This window comes from Pseudomonas sp. BNK-7 (assembly GCF_048072025.1).
Lineage (GTDB): Bacteria > Pseudomonadota > Gammaproteobacteria > Pseudomonadales > Pseudomonadaceae > Aquipseudomonas > Aquipseudomonas danubii.
On record NZ_CP182252.1, the window covers coordinates 2,057,077 to 2,074,123 of the forward strand.

The window sequence follows — 17,047 nt, forward strand, 5'->3', positions numbered from 1 at the left end:
TCCTTATCAGGCGTGACGGTCGATGAAGCGGCTGGCGTTCTTGTCGATGGAGCCGATCAGCTCCGGCGAGCCACCGCGGAACTGACGGAACACATTGCGTCCGGTGGCGCTGCTGTTGCTGGTGCCGGCCGGGATGCTCAAGGTCGGCTGGAAGCTGTCGCTCAGTTCCATGTAGGCCGACCAGGGACCGATGTATGACTCGTTCAAGCCGTTGGTTTCGCTGAGGGCATAGCGCACCGCCTGGCCAGGGAGCCAGTTGGGCTCGCTGGGGGTGTGGCTTTGCCAGCCATCGGCCAGGATTGTCGGGACCGCGCTTGGGGTTTCCAGGTAGCCCGCCGGCTTGTTCGGGCTGTAGTTCTTCAGCAGCAGGTAGGTGCTCCAGCCCCACCAGTTGTCGATGGTCTTGCTGTCATTGAGATTGTTGACGTCGCTGCGGCGCAGCACTTTGTCACCGCTCATCACGAACAGTGGCGAGAAGTTGCCGCTCTTGGCGGCATTCAGGTCCGGCAAGGCCTTGAGGGCCGCGTAACTGGCGGGCGCCGGCAGGTTGCCGCTGAGGTAGCTGGTAAAGATCTCGTCTGCCGAACGCTGCACCGCCTGTTTCACCTGCTGGCGATTGCGATGATCGACGCTGTCGAAATAACGCTTGTCGCCGTAGGCGTGCCAGCGGTCGCCCTGGGCGTTACTGACATTGAGGCCGAACTTGCTGTCCTCGTCGTGCATGAAACGGGTAATCAGCGAGCCCAGGTCGCTGGGGGTGACCACCGCCGCCACCTGTTTGCGTGGCACTCGTACGTGGCCGGCAGAAAACAGGTCGGTGAGGAAGTGGTCGGCGAAGGCGTTCATCGCGTAGGCCAGTTCCAGTTGCTTGTCGTCGGCAGTCTTGCCCGCCAGTACCGCTTGTTGCAGGGCGGCCGTGTGCCCGGCGATATACGCCGCCAGGGCCCATTCGCCAAAGTGGTCGGCATTGTTGGCCGCCAGCTTCAGGTAGCGCCCCAGAGGGAACAGGGCGGAGACCACGCTGCCGCCGCCGGTGATCCGGTTCCACTCTTCAGACAGGGTATCGCCCAGGGCGTCATAGGCTTCGTGGGGCTGTTTGCCGTCGCGGATCGCCTGGTTGGCGGCAACGATTTCCTTCTGCATCACCGCGAGGATCTGTCGGGCTTCGTCTTTCGCCGCCGGCAGTACGGCCAGGGAGTTGAAGGCCGCGGTAAAGCGTTGCACTCGATCAGCCGGCGTTGCGCCTTCGCAGATCGGCTGCTCGGGAATACCGTAGAAATCGCCGCCCAGGGCAACCACCTGGCCGTAAGTCAGGGCCAGGCCGTTGGGCAGGTGCAGTTCGACCTGCCACGCGGGAATGGGCGGGGCATCCTTGACGAAGCGCAGCAGGGTGCTGTCGCCGATGGCGGTATGTTCGCCGCCCTCGAAACGCAATTGAGGCAGGCCCCTGGCGGACTTTTGCGGGGTGTGGGGCAAATCTTCCGGGCGGTGGTACTTGATGGTGTGGTGGCCGTCGGCGACCAGCACCAGGGTGTCGCCATCGCCGGAAATGGCGATGCCTTGTTCAGTGAACAAACGGTCCAGATCGGCAATGATCTTGCCGGCCTGTTGTGGCTGTTGCTGCATCTGTGCAGAGAGTCCTGACATTTCTAGCTCCTTGATATGTCATGGTTATGCTTGGTTTAACTGTATGTATATACAGTTATCGTGAGCATAATTGAAAATGACACGCCGTCAAGAAGACGGTTACGTGAGGGCGGGTTGATTGGATTATCATTAGCGCCCTAACGACAGGCTCAAGGTCCCCCCGCGCATGCTGGCTATTTTTTTCGAAACCCTGGCGATCACTGCGCCGGTGTTTGCGATGCTGTTTCTGGGGCTGCTACTCAAGCGGGTGGGGTGGATCAACGACAACTTCATCCATACGGCGTCGGCCCTGGTGTTCAACGTCACCATGCCGGCCTTGCTGTTTCTCGGCATTGTCCATGCCGACCTGCATGCCTCACTGAAGCCTGGCGTGCTGATCTACTTTTCGCTGGCCACCCTGGTCTGTTTTGCCCTGGCCTGGGGCTGGGCCATCTGGCGTTGCCCGAAGGTGGATCGGGGGATCTATACCCAGGGGGCGTTTCGCGGCAATAACGCGATCATCGGCCTGGCCCTGGCAGCCAGCATGTATGGGGATTACGGGATTTCCCTGGGGGCGCTGCTCGCCGCGTTGGTGATTCTTTACTACAACACCCTGTCGACGGTGGTCCTGGCGGTCTACAGCCCGGCGATCAAGTCCGACCCTTGGAGCATCTGCAAAAGTGTGTTCAGCAATCCGTTGATTGTCAGCGTGCTGGTGGCTGCGCCGTTTGCCTACTGGCAGATCAGCCTTCCCGGCTGGCTGGAGACTTCGGGAAAATACCTGGCACAGATGAGTCTGCCTCTGGCGCTGATCTGCATCGGCGGCACGTTGTCCATGGCGGCCTTGCGCAACAGTGGGCGGATGGCCATGAGCTCCAGCCTGCTGAAGATGGTCAGCCTGCCGACGCTGGCAACCTTTGGCGCTTGGTTATGCGGTTTTCGCGGGGCGGAACTGGGGATTCTGTTTCTGTATTTCGGCAGTCCGACTGCTGCAGCGAGCTATGTCATGGCCCGGGCGGCCAATGGCAATCATGAGCTGGCGGCGGCCATTATCGTCATCACCACCCTGATGGCGGCAGTGACCACCAACATTGGGATCTTTGTGTTGCAGTGGGGTGGGTGGATCTGAAGCTGTTCGCCGGCAAGCCGGCTCTTACAAGGCGGCGCCAGGAGGCGGCTTGTCGGCGAACAACGGGTTCACTGCGGCTGCTGATAAGCGTCAATCACTTCCTGGGCTGCGCGAAACGCATCGATGGCGGCCGGCACTCCGGCATACACCGCGCAATGCAGCAGCGCTTCACGTATCTCTTCCACGGTGCAGCCGTTGTTCAGGGCGCCACGCACGTGGCCCTTCAACTCCTGGGGACACTTCAGCGCGGTCAGCGTTGCCAGGGTGATCAGGCTACGGGTTTTCAACGGCAGGCCATCACGGTTCCACACGCCGCCCCAAGCGTGTTCGTTGACGAACTCCTGCAGTGGCTGGGTGAATTCGGTGGCGTTGCCCAGAGCTCGGTCGACGAAGGCGTCGCCCATCACTTGGCGACGCATTTGCAGTCCGCTTTTCTTGTTTTCGCTCATGGCGCTTCTCTCTTGTGTTGGCGGCGCCAGGCCCGTAGCGAACTGAACAGCAGAAACGCCACCAGCGCTGGCAGGACGAAAAACAGCATCAAGTGTTCCAGCTTGCCCGCCAGGGGCATGCCCGTGGTGAAGGACACCACGTGCAGCCCATAGGCCAGGTACAGGCCGAGAAACAGCAAGCCTTCGGCCCGGGTCACGCGATACCCCGAATAGAACACCGGCAGGCACAGCACCGCGACGCCGAGCATCACCGGCAAGTCGAAATCCAGGGCGTTGGGCGAAACCGAGAGCGGCGTCGGAGCCACCAGGGCGGTAAACCCCAGGACCCCCAGCAAGTTGAAGAGATTGCTGCCGATGACATTGCCCACGGCGATATCCCGCTGGCCCCGCAGGGCCGCGAGCAGGGAAGTGGCGAGCTGGGGCAGGGAGGTGCTGACGGCAATCACCGTCAGTCCCATGACCCGCTCCGACAAGCCCAGGTCGTCGGCCACGGTGACGGCGGCGCCTAGCAGCAAGTGTCCGGCGAAGACCAGCAGCCCCAGGCCGATAAGCACCATCAGCATGCTGCTGAACCTGGGCGCGAAACCGCGCTGGCCGGCTGGAGCGGGCAGGTGATGGCGTGCCGAGTGCCGCGACTGGCGCAACAGCAGGAGCAGGTACAGCACCAGGGCCGCCAGCAGGATGACGCCGTCGGAGGGGCTGAGACGCTCGTTATAGGCCAGCATGAATACCAGCAGGCTGGCACCGATCATCAGCGGGATGTCCAGGCGCACCAGCTGTCGCGATACCCGCAGCGGAATGATCAGGGCCGATAGACCCAGGGTCACCAGGATGTTGAAGATGCTGCTGCCGATCACGCTGCCCACGGCGATATCGGTGTTGTCGGCCAGGGTCGCCTGCAGGCTGATGGCCATCTGCGGCGCGCTGCTGCCGAAGGCGACGATGCTCAAACCCATGATCAGCGGACGTACATGCAGGCGTGCGGACAAACGTACTGCGGCACGCACCAGCAACTCGGCGCCGACGATCAGCATCACCAGGCCGCTGATGAGTTGGATCAGGCTGAGCAGGGGCAGTTCGGCAAAGGCGGTAATGGCTCGGGCTCCGTCGGTCAGTCGCTGAGGGCTTGGATGCGTACTTTGGCGGTGCCGCTGCGCAGCATGCCCAGCTGTTGCGCGGCAGCGCGGGATAAGTCGATCAGGCGGCCGCGGGTGTGCGGGCCACGATCGTTGATACGGACCACGACGCTTTTGCCGTTGCCCTGGTTGGTGACTTGCACTCGGGTGCCGAACGGCAGTTCGCGATGGGCCGCAGTGAGGCCGTTCTGATCGAAGGGCTCGCCGCTGGCGGTGCGTTTGCCATGATGGCGGGCGCCGTAATAGGAGGCTGTCCCGGTCTGGTCATAACCTCGAGGGTCGATGATATGGCTGCTGGCGCAGCCCGTGAGCAGAGCGAGCAGGGCACAGGCCATGAACCAGGGACGGGGAGTCATTATTCGCAGGAGCTGGCTTGCCAGCGAAGACGGGCTTGCATCCCCGCGATTTCGACTGACAAGCCAAGGCTGCATTTTTCGATCAGCCTTCGAGCTTGCTTTTCAGCAGCTCGTTGACCTGTTGCGGGTTGGCCTTGCCCTTGGAAGCTTTCATCGCCTGGCCGACGAAGAAGCCGAACATCTTGCCGCGCTTGGCCTCGTCGGCGGCGCGGTACTGTTCGACCTGTTCGGCGTTGGCCGCGAGCATTTCATCCAGCACCGCGGAGATCGCGCCGCTGTCGGTGACTTGCTTGAGGCCGCGCTTGTCGATGATCTCGTCGGCGCTGCCCTCGCCATTGGCCATGGCTTCGAACACGGTCTTGGCGATCTTGCCGGAGATGGTGTTGTCCTTGATCCGCAGCAGCATGCCGCCCAGTTGTTCGGCCGAGACCGGGGCTGCGTCGATTTCCAGGCCCTGCTTGTTGAGCAGGCTGCCCAGTTCGACCATGACCCAGTTGGCGGCGAGCTTGGCGTCACCGGCAATGCTGGCGACCTTCTCGAAGTAGTCCGCCTGCTCGCGGCTGGTGGCCAGGACGCTGGCGTCGTAGACCGACAGGCCGAACTGCTCCTGGAAGCGCTCGCGTTTCTGCGGTGGCAGTTCTGGCAGGGTGGCGCGTACCTGGTCGAGGAAGGAATCCTCGATAACCACGGGCAGCAGGTCCGGATCGGGGAAGTAACGGTAGTCGTTGGCTTCTTCCTTGCTGCGCATCGGACGGGTTTCGTCCTTGTTCGGGTCGTACAGGCGGGTCTGCTGGATCACTTTGCCGCCGTCTTCGATCAGATCGATCTGGCGACGGATCTCGCTGTTGATCGCCTTCTCGATGAAGCGGAACGAGTTGACGTTCTTGATCTCGCAGCGGGTGCCGAACTCGACCTGGCCCTTGGGGCGGACCGAGACGTTGCAGTCGCAACGCAGCGAGCCTTCGGCCATGTTGCCGTCGCAGATGCCCAGGTAGCGAACCAGCGCGTGGATCGACTTGACGTAGGCCACGGCTTCCTTGGCGCTGCGCATGTCCGGCTCGGACACGATTTCCAGCAGCGGCGTGCCGGCGCGGTTCAGGTCGATGCCGGTGGCACCGTTGAACTCTTCGTGCAGGCTCTTGCCGGCGTCTTCTTCCAGGTGCGCGCGGGTGATGCCGACGCGTTTCATGGTGCCGTCTTCCAGAGGGATGTCCAGGTGGCCTTTGCCAACGATTGGCAGCTCCATCTGGCTGATCTGGTAACCCTTGGGCAGGTCCGGGTAGAAGTAGTTCTTGCGGGCGAACACGTTGTGCTGGCCGATCTCGGCGTCTACCGCCAGGCCGAACATCACCGCCATGCGCACCGCTTCCTGGTTCAGCACCGGCAGCACGCCGGGCATGCCCAGGTCGATCAGGCTGGCCTGGGTGTTGGGCTCGGCACCGAAGGCGGTGGAGCTACCGGAGAAAATCTTCGATTGAGTGGTGAGCTGGGTATGAATCTCCAGCCCGATCACGACTTCCCATTGCATGTGTGTCTCCTCAGAAGCCGGTTGGGGTGCGGGTGTGCCAGTCAGTGTTCAACTGATACTGGTGCGCAACGTTGAGCAAGCGGCCTTCCTGGAAATACGGGGCGAGCAGTTGCACGCCGACCGGCAAGCCGTCGACGAAACCGGCCGGCATCGACAGGCCCGGCAGGCCCGCGAGGTTGGCGGTAATGGTGTAGACGTCTTCCAGGTACGCGGCGACCGGATCGCTGCTCTTGGCGCCGAGCTTCCAGGCCGGGTTGGGCGTGGTCGGGCCGAGGATGATGTCGACTTCGTTGAAAGCGTTCATGAAGTCGTTCTTCACCAGGCGACGGATTTTCTGCGCCTTGAGGTAGTAGGCGTCGTAGTAGCCGGCGGACAGCGCGTAGGCGCCGACCATGATCCGGCGCTGCACTTCGCTGCCGAAGCCTTCGCCACGGGAGCGCTTGTACAGGTCTTCAAGGTTGGCCGGGTTCTCGCAACGGTAGCCGAAGCGCACGCCGTCGAAACGCGACAGGTTGGAGGAGGCTTCCGCCGGGGCGATCACGTAGTACGCGGGAATCGCGTGCTGCATGTTCGGCAGGCTGATTTCCTTGATCACCGCACCGAGCTTTTCCAGCTCCTTGATGCTGTTGTGGATCAGTTCGGCGATGCGCGGGTCGAGACCGGCGCTGAAGTACTCCTTCGGCACGCCGATGCGCAGGCCCTGCAGCGAGCCGCTGAGGCCGGCGCTGTAGTCCGGCACCGGTTCATCGATGCTGGTGGAATCGTTCGGGTCGAAGCCGGCCATGCCTTGCAGCAGGATCGCGCAGTCTTCGGCGGTGCGTGCCAGCGGGCCACCCTGATCGAGGCTGGAAGCGTAGGCGATCATGCCCCAGCGGGAAACGCGACCGTAGGTCGGCTTCAGGCCGGTGAGGTTGGTGAAGGCGGCGGGCTGGCGGATCGAACCGCCGGTGTCGGTGGCGGTGGCCGCAGGCAGCAGGCGCGCGGCTACGGCGGCGGCGGAACCACCGGACGAACCGCCGGGCACGTGCTCCAGGTTCCACGGGTTTTTCACTGCGCCGTACCAGCTCGACTCGTTGGCCGAGCCCATGGCGAATTCGTCCATGTTGGTCTTGCCCAGGGTCACGGCTCCGGCCGCGGCCAGCTTGGCGACCACGGTGGCGTCATAGGGCGCCTTGAAGTTGTCGAGCATCTTCGAACCGCAGCTGGTGCGGATGCCTTGGGTGCAGAACAGGTCTTTGTGGGCGATCGGTGCGCCCAGCAGGGCTCCGCTCTCACCGTTGGCGCGACGTTCGTCGGCGGCCTTGGCCTGGCCCAGGGCCAGGTCTTGGGTGAGGCTGATGAAACTGTTGATCTGCGGATCCAACTGAGCGATGCGCGCCAGCAGGGTCTGGGTCAGTTCTACAGAGGAAAACTTCTTGTCGGCGAGGCCGCGGGCGATCTCGGCCAGAGTCATGTGGTGCATTGCAGGCTCTTTCCCTTTAGTCGATGACTTTCGGAACCAGATACAGGCCGCTTTCGACCGCTGGTGCGATGGACTGATAGGCCTCGCGATGATTGGACTCGGTCACAACGTCTGCGCGCAGGCGCTGGCTGGCTTCCAGAGGGTGGGCCAGGGGCTCGATACCATCGGTATCGACTGCCTGCATTTCATCCACCAGCCCGAGAATGCTGTTAAGGGCGGAGGTGATGTGTGGAAGATCGCCTTCATTGAGCTTGATGCTGGCCAAATGAGCGATTTTTTCCACGTCGGAGCGTTCAAGCGCCATGGGATTCTCCAGTGGAAAACAAAAACGGATTTCGTCCGCGTGTTAGATTGTCGGAACACTACCGCATTTCTACGGTCTTATGGCCGCGATTGTGGGGTTTGGTGCACAGAAAAGCGGCCAATTTAACATATTGGCGCCTTGCCCAAAATCCCTGTCGTTGTTAGAGTTTGCCGCACTTTTTTACCCACGCGTTGCCTAGGGTCCCTTTCCCATGTTCAAGAAACTGCGTGGCATGTTTTCCAGCGATCTTTCCATTGACCTGGGCACTGCCAACACCCTTATTTACGTGCGCGAGCGCGGTATTGTCCTGAATGAACCATCGGTTGTGGCCATTCGGACCCACGGTAATCAGAAAAGTGTTGTTGCGGTTGGTACTGAGGCCAAGCGCATGCTCGGTCGTACTCCGGGCAACATTGCCGCCATTCGTCCGATGAAGGACGGCGTGATCGCCGACTTCAGCGTCTGCGAAAAGATGCTGCAGTACTTCATCAACAAGGTTCATGAAAACAGCTTTCTGCAGCCCAGCCCTCGTGTGCTGATCTGCGTTCCATGCAAGTCCACCCAGGTTGAACGTCGTGCCATCCGTGAGTCGGCCCTTGGCGCCGGTGCCCGTGAAGTGTTCCTGATCGAAGAGCCAATGGCCGCTGCGATCGGTGCCGGCCTGCCGGTTGAAGAAGCCCGTGGTTCGATGGTCGTGGACATCGGTGGTGGTACCACTGAAATCGCCCTGATCTCCCTGAACGGTGTGGTTTACGCCGAATCCGTACGTGTTGGTGGCGACCGTTTCGACGAGGCCATCATCACCTACGTGCGTCGCAACTACGGCAGCCTGATCGGTGAGTCCACCGCTGAGCGCATCAAGCAGGAAATCGGTACTGCCTATCCAGGCGGCGAAGTGCGTGAAGTCGACGTACGCGGCCGTAACCTGGCTGAAGGCGTGCCACGTGCCTTCACCCTGAACTCCAATGAAGTGCTGGAGGCTCTGCAGGAGTCCCTGGCAACCATCGTTCAGGCGGTGAAAAGTGCCCTGGAGCAATCGCCTCCGGAACTGGCTTCGGACATCGCCGAGCGCGGTCTGGTGCTGACCGGTGGTGGCGCTCTGCTGCGTGATCTGGACAAGCTGTTGGCCCAGGAAACCGGTCTGCCGGTGATCGTTGCCGAAGATCCGCTGACCTGTGTTGCTCGCGGCGGTGGCCGTGCATTGGAAATGATGGACAAACACACCATGGACCTGCTCTCCAGCGAGTAACTTCGCCGGTTGCATCTATGCTGTTGCGCTCACAGGCAGCACTTTGCAGTGCTGCCTGTGGCGTTTATCTTCTGTCAATCTGCATCCAGGCCGGTTTGATGCCGTATGAATAAACACAACATTTGCCTGGGAGGAGCGGCTTATTAAACCGCTTTTCGCCAAAGGCCCCTCATTGGGCGTGCGCCTCCTGGTGCTGGTCGTACTGTCGGTCGCACTGATGGTGGTCGATGCCCGCTTCACACTGCTCAAGCCAGTGCGTAGCCAGATGTCGCTGGTGTTGATGCAGTCCTACTGGATCACCGACCTGCCGCAGCGGCTATGGCAGGGCGTTGCCAGTCAATTCGGCAGTCGCACCGAGCTGGTCGCTGAAAACGAAAAACTCAAGACCGAAAACCTGCTGCTGCAGGGGCGCATGCAAAAGCTTGCCGCCTTGACCGAGCAGAACGTGCGTCTGCGCGAGTTGCTCAACTCTTCGGCACTGGTCAACGAGAAGGTTGAAGTGGCCGAGTTGATCGGCATGGACCCGAACCCCTTCACCCACCGCATCATCATCAATAAAGGTGAGCGCGATGGCGTCTTTCTCGGTCAGCCGGTGCTCGATGCCCGTGGCCTGATGGGACAGGTGGTGGAGTTGATGCCCTACACGTCCCGCGTGCTGCTGCTCACCGACACCACCCACAGCATTCCGGTACAGGTCAATCGCAATGGCCTGCGGGCCATTGCCAGTGGCACTGGCAACCCGGAGCGCCTGGAGTTGCGCCACGTGGCCGACACCGCCGATGTCAAGGAAGGCGATTTGCTGGTCAGTTCGGGCCTTGGCCAGCGTTTCCCCGCTGGATATCCGGTGGCCACGGTCAAGGAAGTGATCCACGATTCCGGTCAGCCATTCGCCATTGTGCGAGCGGTGCCCACTGCCGCGCTGAACCGCAGCCGTTACCTGTTACTGGTATTCAGTGATCCGCGCACGGCCGAAGAGCGGGCCAATGATGCGGCCCAGGCTCAGGAAGCCCAGGACCAGCAGGGTGGCAATACCACCCCGGTGGTGCCGACCACGGTGCCCAAGCCTGCGGTGACTCCAGCCGCGACCGCAGCCCCTGCCAGCGCCCCCGCGACTGCACCAGCGACTCCGGTCAAACCGGCCGCCCATGCTCCGGCCAAGCCGGTCAATAAACCTGTGGTGAAACCGGCGGCGGCCAAGCCTCCGGCTGCGGCACCGGCCACCACCGGAGGAAGAGAATAATGGCGGGTAGCACCTATTCGCAAAACGGCTGGATCGTCTGGCTGACGTTTCTGATCGGCATGCTGCTGAGTGTGTCGCCTTTGCCTCAGTTCATGGAAATCCTGCGCCCGCTATGGCTGGCCCTGCTACTGGCCTTTTGGGCCCTGGCCCTGCCGCACAAGGTGGGCATGGTCACGGCTTGGTGCCTTGGGCTGGCGGAGGATGTGCTTTACGGCACGCTCCTGGGGCAGAACGCCTTGATCCTGACGCTGATTACCTTCCTTGTGCTGTCCCTGCAACAGCGTCTGCGGATGTTCCCGATGTGGCAGCAGAGTTTGGTGATCCTGGTGATCTTTGGCTTGGCGCAGTTGGTCCAACTCTGGCTCAGCGCCCTGACCGGTAATCGCCAGCCGACCCTGGCGCTGGTCCTGCCAGCCCTGGTCAGTGCGCTGTTGTGGCCGTGGGTCAGCTTTGGTCTGCGTGGGTTGCGCCGACGTTTCAAAATCAATTAATTCGGTCAGGCATTGGCCCGCACCTCGACAGGGAGATGTCTTGATGAATCCGCTTTACCTCGCTTCCGGTTCGCCCCGTCGGCGTGAGCTGCTCACCCAGATCGGTGTGCCCTTCACCGCCATCAGCGCGGACATCGATGAAACTCCGCTGGCTGATGAATCCCCTGCGGCTTATGTCGAGCGTCTTGCCCGTGGCAAGGCGGCGGCCGGGCGCGCCCTGATCACCAGCAGCGAATCCCGGGCCCCGGCCTGTGTGCTGGGAGCCGATACGGCCGTGGTGCTGGATGGGCGGATCCTCGGCAAACCGCTGGACCAGGCCGACGCCCTGGCGATGCTCATGGCGCTGGCCGGGCGCGAGCACGAAGTGTTGACCGCCATTGCCCTGCTCGACGGGGAGCGCTGCGAGTCGAGAGTGGTGCGCAGCCTGGTGCGGTTTCGCGCCATCTCCCCTGAGGAAGCGAGCATCTACTGGGCCAGCGGCGAGCCTCGGGACAAGGCCGGCGGTTATGCAATCCAGGGGCTTGCGGCGGTGTTTGTGTCAGGGCTCAATGGCAGTTACTCCGCTGTGGTTGGCTTGCCGGTGTGCGAAACCGCAGAACTGCTTGGCCATTTCGGCATACCCTGTTGGCAAAACCTTCCAGTGCGCTAAAGCGCCGTACCCGACTGCTGCGGCCTTCTATGAACACGCCTGAACGAGACACTGCCATGAGTGAAGAGATTCTGATCAACATCACGCCGATGGAATCACGGGTGGCGGTGGTCGAAAACGGAGTGCTGCAAGAGGTTCACGTCGAACGGACCCAGCGCCGCGGTATCGTTGGCAACATCTATAAAGGCAAGGTGGTGCGGGTATTGCCTGGCATGCAGGCCGCCTTCGTCGATATCGGCCTGGACCGCGCAGCGTTTATTCATGCTGCGGAAATTTCCACCCGTGAAGGTACGGCGGTGGAGAGCATCAGTGCCCTGGTGCATGAAGGGCAGAGCCTGGTGGTGCAAGTCACCAAAGACCCCATCGGCACCAAGGGCGCCCGACTGACCACCCAGTTGTCGATTCCTTCACGTTATCTGGTGTACATGCCCCGTACCGCCCATGTCGGCATCTCGCTGAAGATCGAGGATGAAGCCGAGCGTGAGCGCTTGAAGCAGGTGGTCAGCGACTGCGTGGCCCAGGAAGGCATCAAGGAGGCGGGCGGGTTCATCCTGCGTACTGCCGCCGAGGGCGCCGGTGCCGATGAGATCCTGATGGACATTCGCTACCTGCGTCGGCTCTGGGATCAGATCGGCGTTCAGATCAAGACCATTGGCGCGCCCAATGTGATCTACGAAGACCTGGGCCTGGCGCTGCGTACCCTGCGGGATCTGGTGAGCCCGAAAATCGAGAAGATCCGCATCGACTCCCGGGAAACCTTCCAGAAGACCACTCAGTTCGTTGCCGAGCTGATGCCGGAAATCGCCGATCGCCTGGAGCACTACCCCGGTGAGCGGCCGATCTTCGACCTGTACGGCGTCGAGGATGAAATCCAGAAGGCCCTGGAGCGCAAGGTGCCACTCAAGTCCGGTGGTTATCTGGTGGTGGACCCGGCGGAAGCCATGACCACCATCGACGTCAACACCGGGGCCTTCGTCGGTCATCGCAATCTTGAGGAAACCATCTTCAAGACCAACCTCGAAGCCGCTACCGCCATTGCCCGGCAGCTGCGCCTGCGCAACCTGGGCGGGATCATCATCATCGACTTCATCGACATGGAAGACGAGGAGCATCAGCGTCAGGTACTGCGGACCCTGGAGAAGCAACTGGAGCGCGATCACGCCAAGACCAACATCATCGGCATCACCGAACTGGGCCTGGTGCAGATGACCCGCAAACGCACGCGCGAGAGCCTGGAGCAGGTGCTCTGCGAGCCCTGCAGCAGTTGTCAGGGACGGGGCAAGCTGAAGACCCCGGAAACCATCTGTTACGAAATATTCCGTGAAATCCTCCGTGAGGCCCGGGCTTATCAGGCAGAAGGGTATCGAGTGCTGGCCAATCAGAAAGTGGTGGATCGTCTGCTGGACGAAGAGTCGGGCAATGTGGCGGAGTTGGAAGGTTTTATCGGCCGTACCATCAGGTTCCAGGTCGAAACCATGTACTCCCAGGAACAATACGACGTGGTGCTGCTCTGATTTCCCGTGTTTTACACCACTGGAAACGGCTGGCTTCAGCTTTTTGCATGACTTTTGCCATGGGAGCCAACTGAGATGGAGCGGCTGATCCGCTTGTTCACCACGCTGATTCGCTGGGGGCTGGGTGCCTGCGCGTTGCTGTTGGTGGTGACGGCCTTGTACGTCAGCCTGGGTCGGGAACTGACTCCGCTGGTGGCTGAGTACCAGGCCGAGGTCGAAGCCAAGGTGCAGCAGGCCGTGGGGCTGCCGGTGCATATCGGTAGCCTGGAAGGGCGTTGGAGCGGACTGTCGCCGATTCTCCTGGCACACGATGTGATGGTGGGCGAGGGGGCCAACGCCCTGCGCCTGGACCAGGTCAGCGTGGCCCCGGACATGCTCGGCAGCCTGTTGGCCCGTGACCTGCGCATAGGGCGCCTGGAGCTCAGCGGTCTGAGTCTGAGCCTCAAGGAAGGCGCGGACGGCCAATGGCAATTGCAAGGCCTGCCAATGCAGCAGGACCAACCCATGGATCCGGGACAACTGCTGACTCGCTTGCAGCAAGTCGCGGAACTCTCCCTGTTGGACAGCCAAGTCACTTTGCTGCCGCAGGATCATTCGCCGCTGGCCCTGACCTATGTCGGACTCAATCTGCGCACCGGTCCCAGCCGCCAGCGCCTGGACCTGCGCCTGACCCTGCCGGACGGGCAGCCCTTGGCCGTCAACCTGCGCACACGCATCCAGGCGGATGCATGGCGCGACGCCCGGGCCGAGCTGTACCTGAGCCTGCCGCAAAGTGACTGGTCGCGCTGGCTGCCAGCCCGTGTCACTCAGCAATGGAAACTCTCCGAACTCAAGGCCGGTGGCGAGCTGTGGCTGACCTGGGCCAAGGGCACAGTGCAGAGCGCGGCGCTGCGCTTGAATGCGCCACAGCTCACCGGCGCCTATGCCGAGCGCACGCCAGTCACCCTGAAGAATCTGGCGTTGAATGCCTTCTTCCAGCGCAGCGATCAGGGCCTGCAGGTACAACTCGATTCCCTGGCGCTGAGCCTGGGCGAAACCCGCTGGGAATCGCGCCTGCAACTGCAGCAAACCCAGGCCGGCGATAACCGTGAAGAACTCTGGCATCTGCAAGCCGACCGCCTGGACCTGACGCCGCTCACGCCGATCCTCAATGCCCTGGCACCTTTGCCGCAAGGCCTGGCCACCACCATCGAGCGCTTGAAGGTTAGCGGCGGGCTGCGCAATGTGCTGCTCGACTATCGCCCCCAGAACACCGGCGACCAGCGACTGAGCTTTGCCGCCAACCTTGATCGGGTCGGCTTCGACGCCTATCACGGCGCTCCGGCGGCGCGAAACGTCAGTGGCAGCATCAGCGGCGACCTGGGTAAGGGCGAGCTGCGCATGGACAGCAAGGATTTCTCCCTGCACCTGTACCCGATCTTCGCCAAGCCCTGGCAGTACATCCAGGCCAACGCCACCCTGACCTGGAAACTCGACAAACAAGGTTTCACCCTGATCGCGCCCTACCTCAAGGTGCTGGGGGAAGAGGGCAAGATTGCCGGCGATTTCCTGATCCGGCTGCACTTCGACCACAGCCAGGAAGACTACATGGACCTGCGGGTCGGCCTGGTGGACGGCGATGGGCGCTACACCGCCAAGTACCTGCCCCAGGTGCTCAGTCCGGCGCTGGATGAATGGCTGCGTACGGCGATCCTCAAGGGCGCGGTGGATGAGGGTTTCTTCCAGTACCAGGGTTCGCTGAACCATGACGCTATCGAGGCGGCTCGCAGCATCAGCCTGTTCTTCAAGGTGCATGACGCCGAACTGGCGTTCCAGCCGGGCTGGCCGCACCTGAGCAAGATCAGCGGCGACGTGTTCGTCGAAGACAGCGGCGTACGCATCGTCGCCAGCAAGGGGCAGCTGTTGGATACCAAAGTGCGGGATGTTTTCGTCAACATTCCCCATTCCGTTGCCGGTCAGAGCAGCCACATGTTCATCGACGGCAGTTTTGCCGGCGGCCTGGGTGACGGGGTGAAGATTCTGCAGGAAGCACCGATCGGCACCGCATCGACCTTTGCCGGCTGGCAGGGCGAGGGTGACCTGCAAGGCAAGCTGAACCTGGACATTCCCCTGGTCAAGGGCGAGGAACCGAAGATCCTGGTGGACTTCAAGACTGACAAGGCGCGCCTCAAACTCAGTGAACCCGAGTTGGAACTGACCCAGCTCAAGGGCGACTTCCGCTTTGACAGTGCCAGGGGCCTGAGCGGTACAGGCATCAGCGCCCAGGCTTTCGATCGGCCGGTCACGGCGCAGATCTTTGCCGATGGCAAGCCAGGCAAGCCCAATACCCGGGTGGTTGCCAAGGGCCAGGTTACGGTGAAGAAACTCACCGACTGGTTGAAAGTCAGCCAGCCGTTGCCGGTGTCCGGCGAAGTGCCCTTTCAGTTGCAACTGAACCTTGACGGTGCCGACAGTCAATTGATGGTCAACTCCAGCCTCAAGGGCGTGGCGGTGGACCTGCCGGCGCCGTTTGGCATGGCTGCCAGCACTGGGCGTAACAGTGTGTTTCGCATGACCCTGCAAGGGGCCGAGCGGCGCTACTGGTTCAAATACGGCGAGTTGGCCGACTTCACTTTCGCGGCGCCCAGCGGCAAGCTCGCCGAGGGTCGGGGCGAACTGTTCCTCGGCGATGGTGCGGCCTTGCTGCCTCCTGGCAAAGGGCTGCGGGTACGGGGGATTCTCTCCGAGCTGGATGTGGAACCGTGGAAGGCCCTGGTGGATCGCTATGCCGGAAAGGACCCGGGGGGCAGCGCCAAGCAGTTGCTCAGCAGTGCGGACTTCAAGGTCGGCAAGCTCAGCGCCTTCGGCACCTCGCTGGATCAGGTCAACCTGCTGCTGAGCCGCAAGCCCTCTGCCTGGGAGCTGCAGATCGACAGTCAACAGGCCAAGGGCAAAGTCGGGATTCCCGATGCCAAGGTGGCGCCAATGGTCATCGACATGGCGTACGTACGCCTGCCGGCCGCCGACCCGACGGCCCAGACCGATGAAAATGCACCTGATCCTTTGGCTTCAGTGGACCCGAAGAACGTTCCGCCCCTGGATATTTCCATTGCCCAACTGTTCCAGGGCCAGGACCTGATCGGTCGCTGGGCGCTCAAGGTTCGGCCGACGGCCAAGGGCATGGTCTTCAATGGCCTGGACCTGGGCCTCAAGGGCATGCAGTTGCAAGGCGAGGGGGGCTGGGAAGGTCAGGCCGGTGCCAGCAGCAGTTGGTACCGTGGCCGTATTGGTGGCAAGAACCTGGCGGATGTGCTCAAGGGCTGGGGCTTCGCACCGACCGTAACCAGTGAAGACTTTCACCTGGATGTCGATGGCCGCTGGCCGGGCTCACCGGCCTGGGTGGGCTTGAAGCGCTTCTCCGGCAGCCTGGACGCCACCCTGCGCAAGGGGCAGTTCGTTGAAGTCGAAGGCGGGGCCCAGGCCCTGCGGGTATTCGGCCTGCTCAACTTCAACTCCATCGGCCGGCGCCTGCGCCTGGACTTCTCCGACCTGTTCGGCAAGGGCTTGAGCTATGACCGGGTCAAGGGTGTGCTGGCGGCGAGCAATGGCGTGTATGTCACTCGCGAGCCGATCACCCTCACGGGGCCGTCGAGCAATCTGGAGCTCAATGGCACCCTGGATATGGTGGCCGATCAGGTGGACGCCAAGCTGCTGGTGACCCTGCCGGTCACCAACAACCTGCCGATTGCCGCGCTGATCGTCGGGGCGCCTGCGGTGGGCGGGGCGTTGTTCCTGATCGACAAGCTGATCGGAGACCGCGTGGCGCGCTTTGCCAGCGTCAAATACAACGTCAAAGGCCCGTGGAAAGATCCCCAAATCACCTTCGACAAGCCGTTTTGAGAATCATCGATTCGTGCCTATGGAGTAGCATGGCG

At 62.1% G+C, this 17,047-nt stretch carries 14 protein-coding genes; 7 read left to right on the top strand and 7 right to left on the bottom strand.

Features of this window, described 5'->3' with window-relative positions; genetic code table 11:
• Positions 1–6: 6 nt before the first annotated feature.
• Positions 7–1,647 (bottom strand): phospholipase, encoded by a 1,641-nt coding sequence (locus ACMGF8_RS09475; protein ID WP_416759395.1) that lies wholly within the window; start codon positions 1,645–1,647, stop codon positions 7–9.
• A 166-nt stretch (positions 1,648–1,813) separates the two neighbouring features.
• Between ACMGF8_RS09475 and ACMGF8_RS09480 the strand changes: the two genes are divergently transcribed.
• Positions 1,814–2,755 (top strand): AEC family transporter, encoded by a 942-nt coding sequence (locus ACMGF8_RS09480; protein WP_305948964.1) that lies wholly within the window; start codon positions 1,814–1,816, stop codon positions 2,753–2,755.
• 68 nt (positions 2,756–2,823) lie between these two features.
• Here the strand turns inward: ACMGF8_RS09480 and ACMGF8_RS09485 are convergent, their stop codons facing one another.
• From ACMGF8_RS09485 to gatC, 6 genes are all read right to left on the bottom strand, one after another.
• Positions 2,824–3,204, bottom strand: coding sequence for a carboxymuconolactone decarboxylase family protein (locus ACMGF8_RS09485; protein WP_102861132.1), 381 nt, complete (start codon positions 3,202–3,204; stop codon positions 2,824–2,826).
• The gene (locus ACMGF8_RS09490) at positions 3,201–4,265 is read right to left on the bottom strand and encodes a calcium/sodium antiporter (RefSeq protein WP_416760290.1); all 1,065 of its coding nucleotides are present in this window, start codon (positions 4,263–4,265) and stop codon (positions 3,201–3,203) included. The genes ACMGF8_RS09485 and ACMGF8_RS09490 overlap by 4 nt, the downstream gene beginning before the upstream one ends.
• Positions 4,266–4,315: 50 nt before the next feature.
• Positions 4,316–4,696: a septal ring lytic transglycosylase RlpA family protein gene (locus tag ACMGF8_RS09495; RefSeq protein WP_416759399.1), complete on the bottom strand. Its 381-nt coding sequence runs from the start codon at positions 4,694–4,696 to the stop codon at positions 4,316–4,318.
• A gap of 82 nt (positions 4,697–4,778) precedes the next feature.
• Positions 4,779–6,224 carry an Asp-tRNA(Asn)/Glu-tRNA(Gln) amidotransferase subunit GatB gene (gene gatB, locus ACMGF8_RS09500; RefSeq protein WP_102878366.1) on the bottom strand — a complete coding sequence of 482 codons (1,446 nt, stop codon included), beginning with the start codon at positions 6,222–6,224 and terminating at the stop codon, positions 4,779–4,781.
• Between the two features lie 10 nt (positions 6,225–6,234).
• Complete coding sequence (gatA, locus tag ACMGF8_RS09505; RefSeq protein ID WP_416759401.1) at positions 6,235–7,686, bottom strand: Asp-tRNA(Asn)/Glu-tRNA(Gln) amidotransferase subunit GatA; 1,452 nt, start codon at positions 7,684–7,686, stop codon at positions 6,235–6,237.
• 16 nt (positions 7,687–7,702) lie between these two features.
• Complete coding sequence (gene gatC, locus ACMGF8_RS09510) at positions 7,703–7,990, bottom strand: Asp-tRNA(Asn)/Glu-tRNA(Gln) amidotransferase subunit GatC (RefSeq protein WP_011059250.1); 288 nt, start codon at positions 7,988–7,990, stop codon at positions 7,703–7,705.
• Between the two features lie 211 nt (positions 7,991–8,201).
• Here gatC and mreB point away from each other — a divergent pair, with 211 nt between their 5' ends.
• From mreB to ACMGF8_RS09540, 6 genes are all read left to right on the top strand, one after another.
• Positions 8,202–9,239, top strand: a complete 1,038-nt coding sequence (mreB, locus tag ACMGF8_RS09515; protein ID WP_002555108.1) for a rod shape-determining protein MreB — start codon at positions 8,202–8,204, stop codon at positions 9,237–9,239.
• A 142-nt stretch (positions 9,240–9,381) separates the two neighbouring features.
• Positions 9,382–10,479 (top strand): rod shape-determining protein MreC, encoded by a 1,098-nt coding sequence (mreC, locus tag ACMGF8_RS09520; protein ID WP_102861137.1) that lies wholly within the window; start codon positions 9,382–9,384, stop codon positions 10,477–10,479.
• Positions 10,479–10,970: a rod shape-determining protein MreD gene (mreD, locus tag ACMGF8_RS09525; protein ID WP_102861138.1), complete on the top strand. Its 492-nt coding sequence runs from the start codon at positions 10,479–10,481 to the stop codon at positions 10,968–10,970. The genes mreC and mreD overlap by 1 nt, the downstream gene beginning before the upstream one ends.
• A gap of 43 nt (positions 10,971–11,013) precedes the next feature.
• Positions 11,014–11,619, top strand: a complete 606-nt coding sequence (locus ACMGF8_RS09530; protein WP_102861139.1) for a Maf family protein — start codon at positions 11,014–11,016, stop codon at positions 11,617–11,619.
• A gap of 56 nt (positions 11,620–11,675) precedes the next feature.
• The gene (rng, locus tag ACMGF8_RS09535) at positions 11,676–13,133 is read left to right on the top strand and encodes a ribonuclease G (RefSeq protein ID WP_102861140.1); all 1,458 of its coding nucleotides are present in this window, start codon (positions 11,676–11,678) and stop codon (positions 13,131–13,133) included.
• Positions 13,134–13,208: 75 nt separating this feature from the next.
• Entirely contained in the window at positions 13,209–17,012 is a 3,804-nt protein-coding gene (locus tag ACMGF8_RS09540) for a YhdP family protein (protein WP_207167065.1), read from the top strand.
• Positions 17,013–17,047: the final 35 nt, after the last annotated feature.

Excerpts from the sequence above, each read along its gene's own strand:
- ACMGF8_RS09485 (WP_102861132.1), bottom strand. The coding sequence starts at position 3,204 with ATGAGCGAAAACAAGAAAAGCGGACTGCAAATGCGTCGCCAAGTGATG.
- mreD (WP_102861138.1), top strand. The coding sequence starts at position 10,479 with ATGGCGGGTAGCACCTATTCGCAAAACGGCTGGATCGTCTGGCTGACG.
- mreB (WP_002555108.1), top strand. The coding sequence starts at position 8,202 with ATGTTCAAGAAACTGCGTGGCATGTTTTCCAGCGATCTTTCCATTGAC.
- ACMGF8_RS09495 (WP_416759399.1), bottom strand. The coding sequence starts at position 4,696 with ATGACTCCCCGTCCCTGGTTCATGGCCTGTGCCCTGCTCGCTCTGCTC.
- ACMGF8_RS09540 (WP_207167065.1), top strand. The coding sequence starts at position 13,209 with ATGGAGCGGCTGATCCGCTTGTTCACCACGCTGATTCGCTGGGGGCTG.
- ACMGF8_RS09530 (WP_102861139.1), top strand. The coding sequence starts at position 11,014 with ATGAATCCGCTTTACCTCGCTTCCGGTTCGCCCCGTCGGCGTGAGCTG.
- ACMGF8_RS09475 (WP_416759395.1), bottom strand. The coding sequence starts at position 1,647 with ATGTCAGGACTCTCTGCACAGATGCAGCAACAGCCACAACAGGCCGGC.
- gatA (WP_416759401.1), bottom strand. The coding sequence starts at position 7,686 with ATGCACCACATGACTCTGGCCGAGATCGCCCGCGGCCTCGCCGACAAG.
- gatC (WP_011059250.1), bottom strand. The coding sequence starts at position 7,990 with ATGGCGCTTGAACGCTCCGACGTGGAAAAAATCGCTCATTTGGCCAGC.
- ACMGF8_RS09480 (WP_305948964.1), top strand. The coding sequence starts at position 1,814 with ATGCTGGCTATTTTTTTCGAAACCCTGGCGATCACTGCGCCGGTGTTT.
- gatB (WP_102878366.1), bottom strand. The coding sequence starts at position 6,224 with ATGCAATGGGAAGTCGTGATCGGGCTGGAGATTCATACCCAGCTCACC.
- rng (WP_102861140.1), top strand. The coding sequence starts at position 11,676 with ATGAGTGAAGAGATTCTGATCAACATCACGCCGATGGAATCACGGGTG.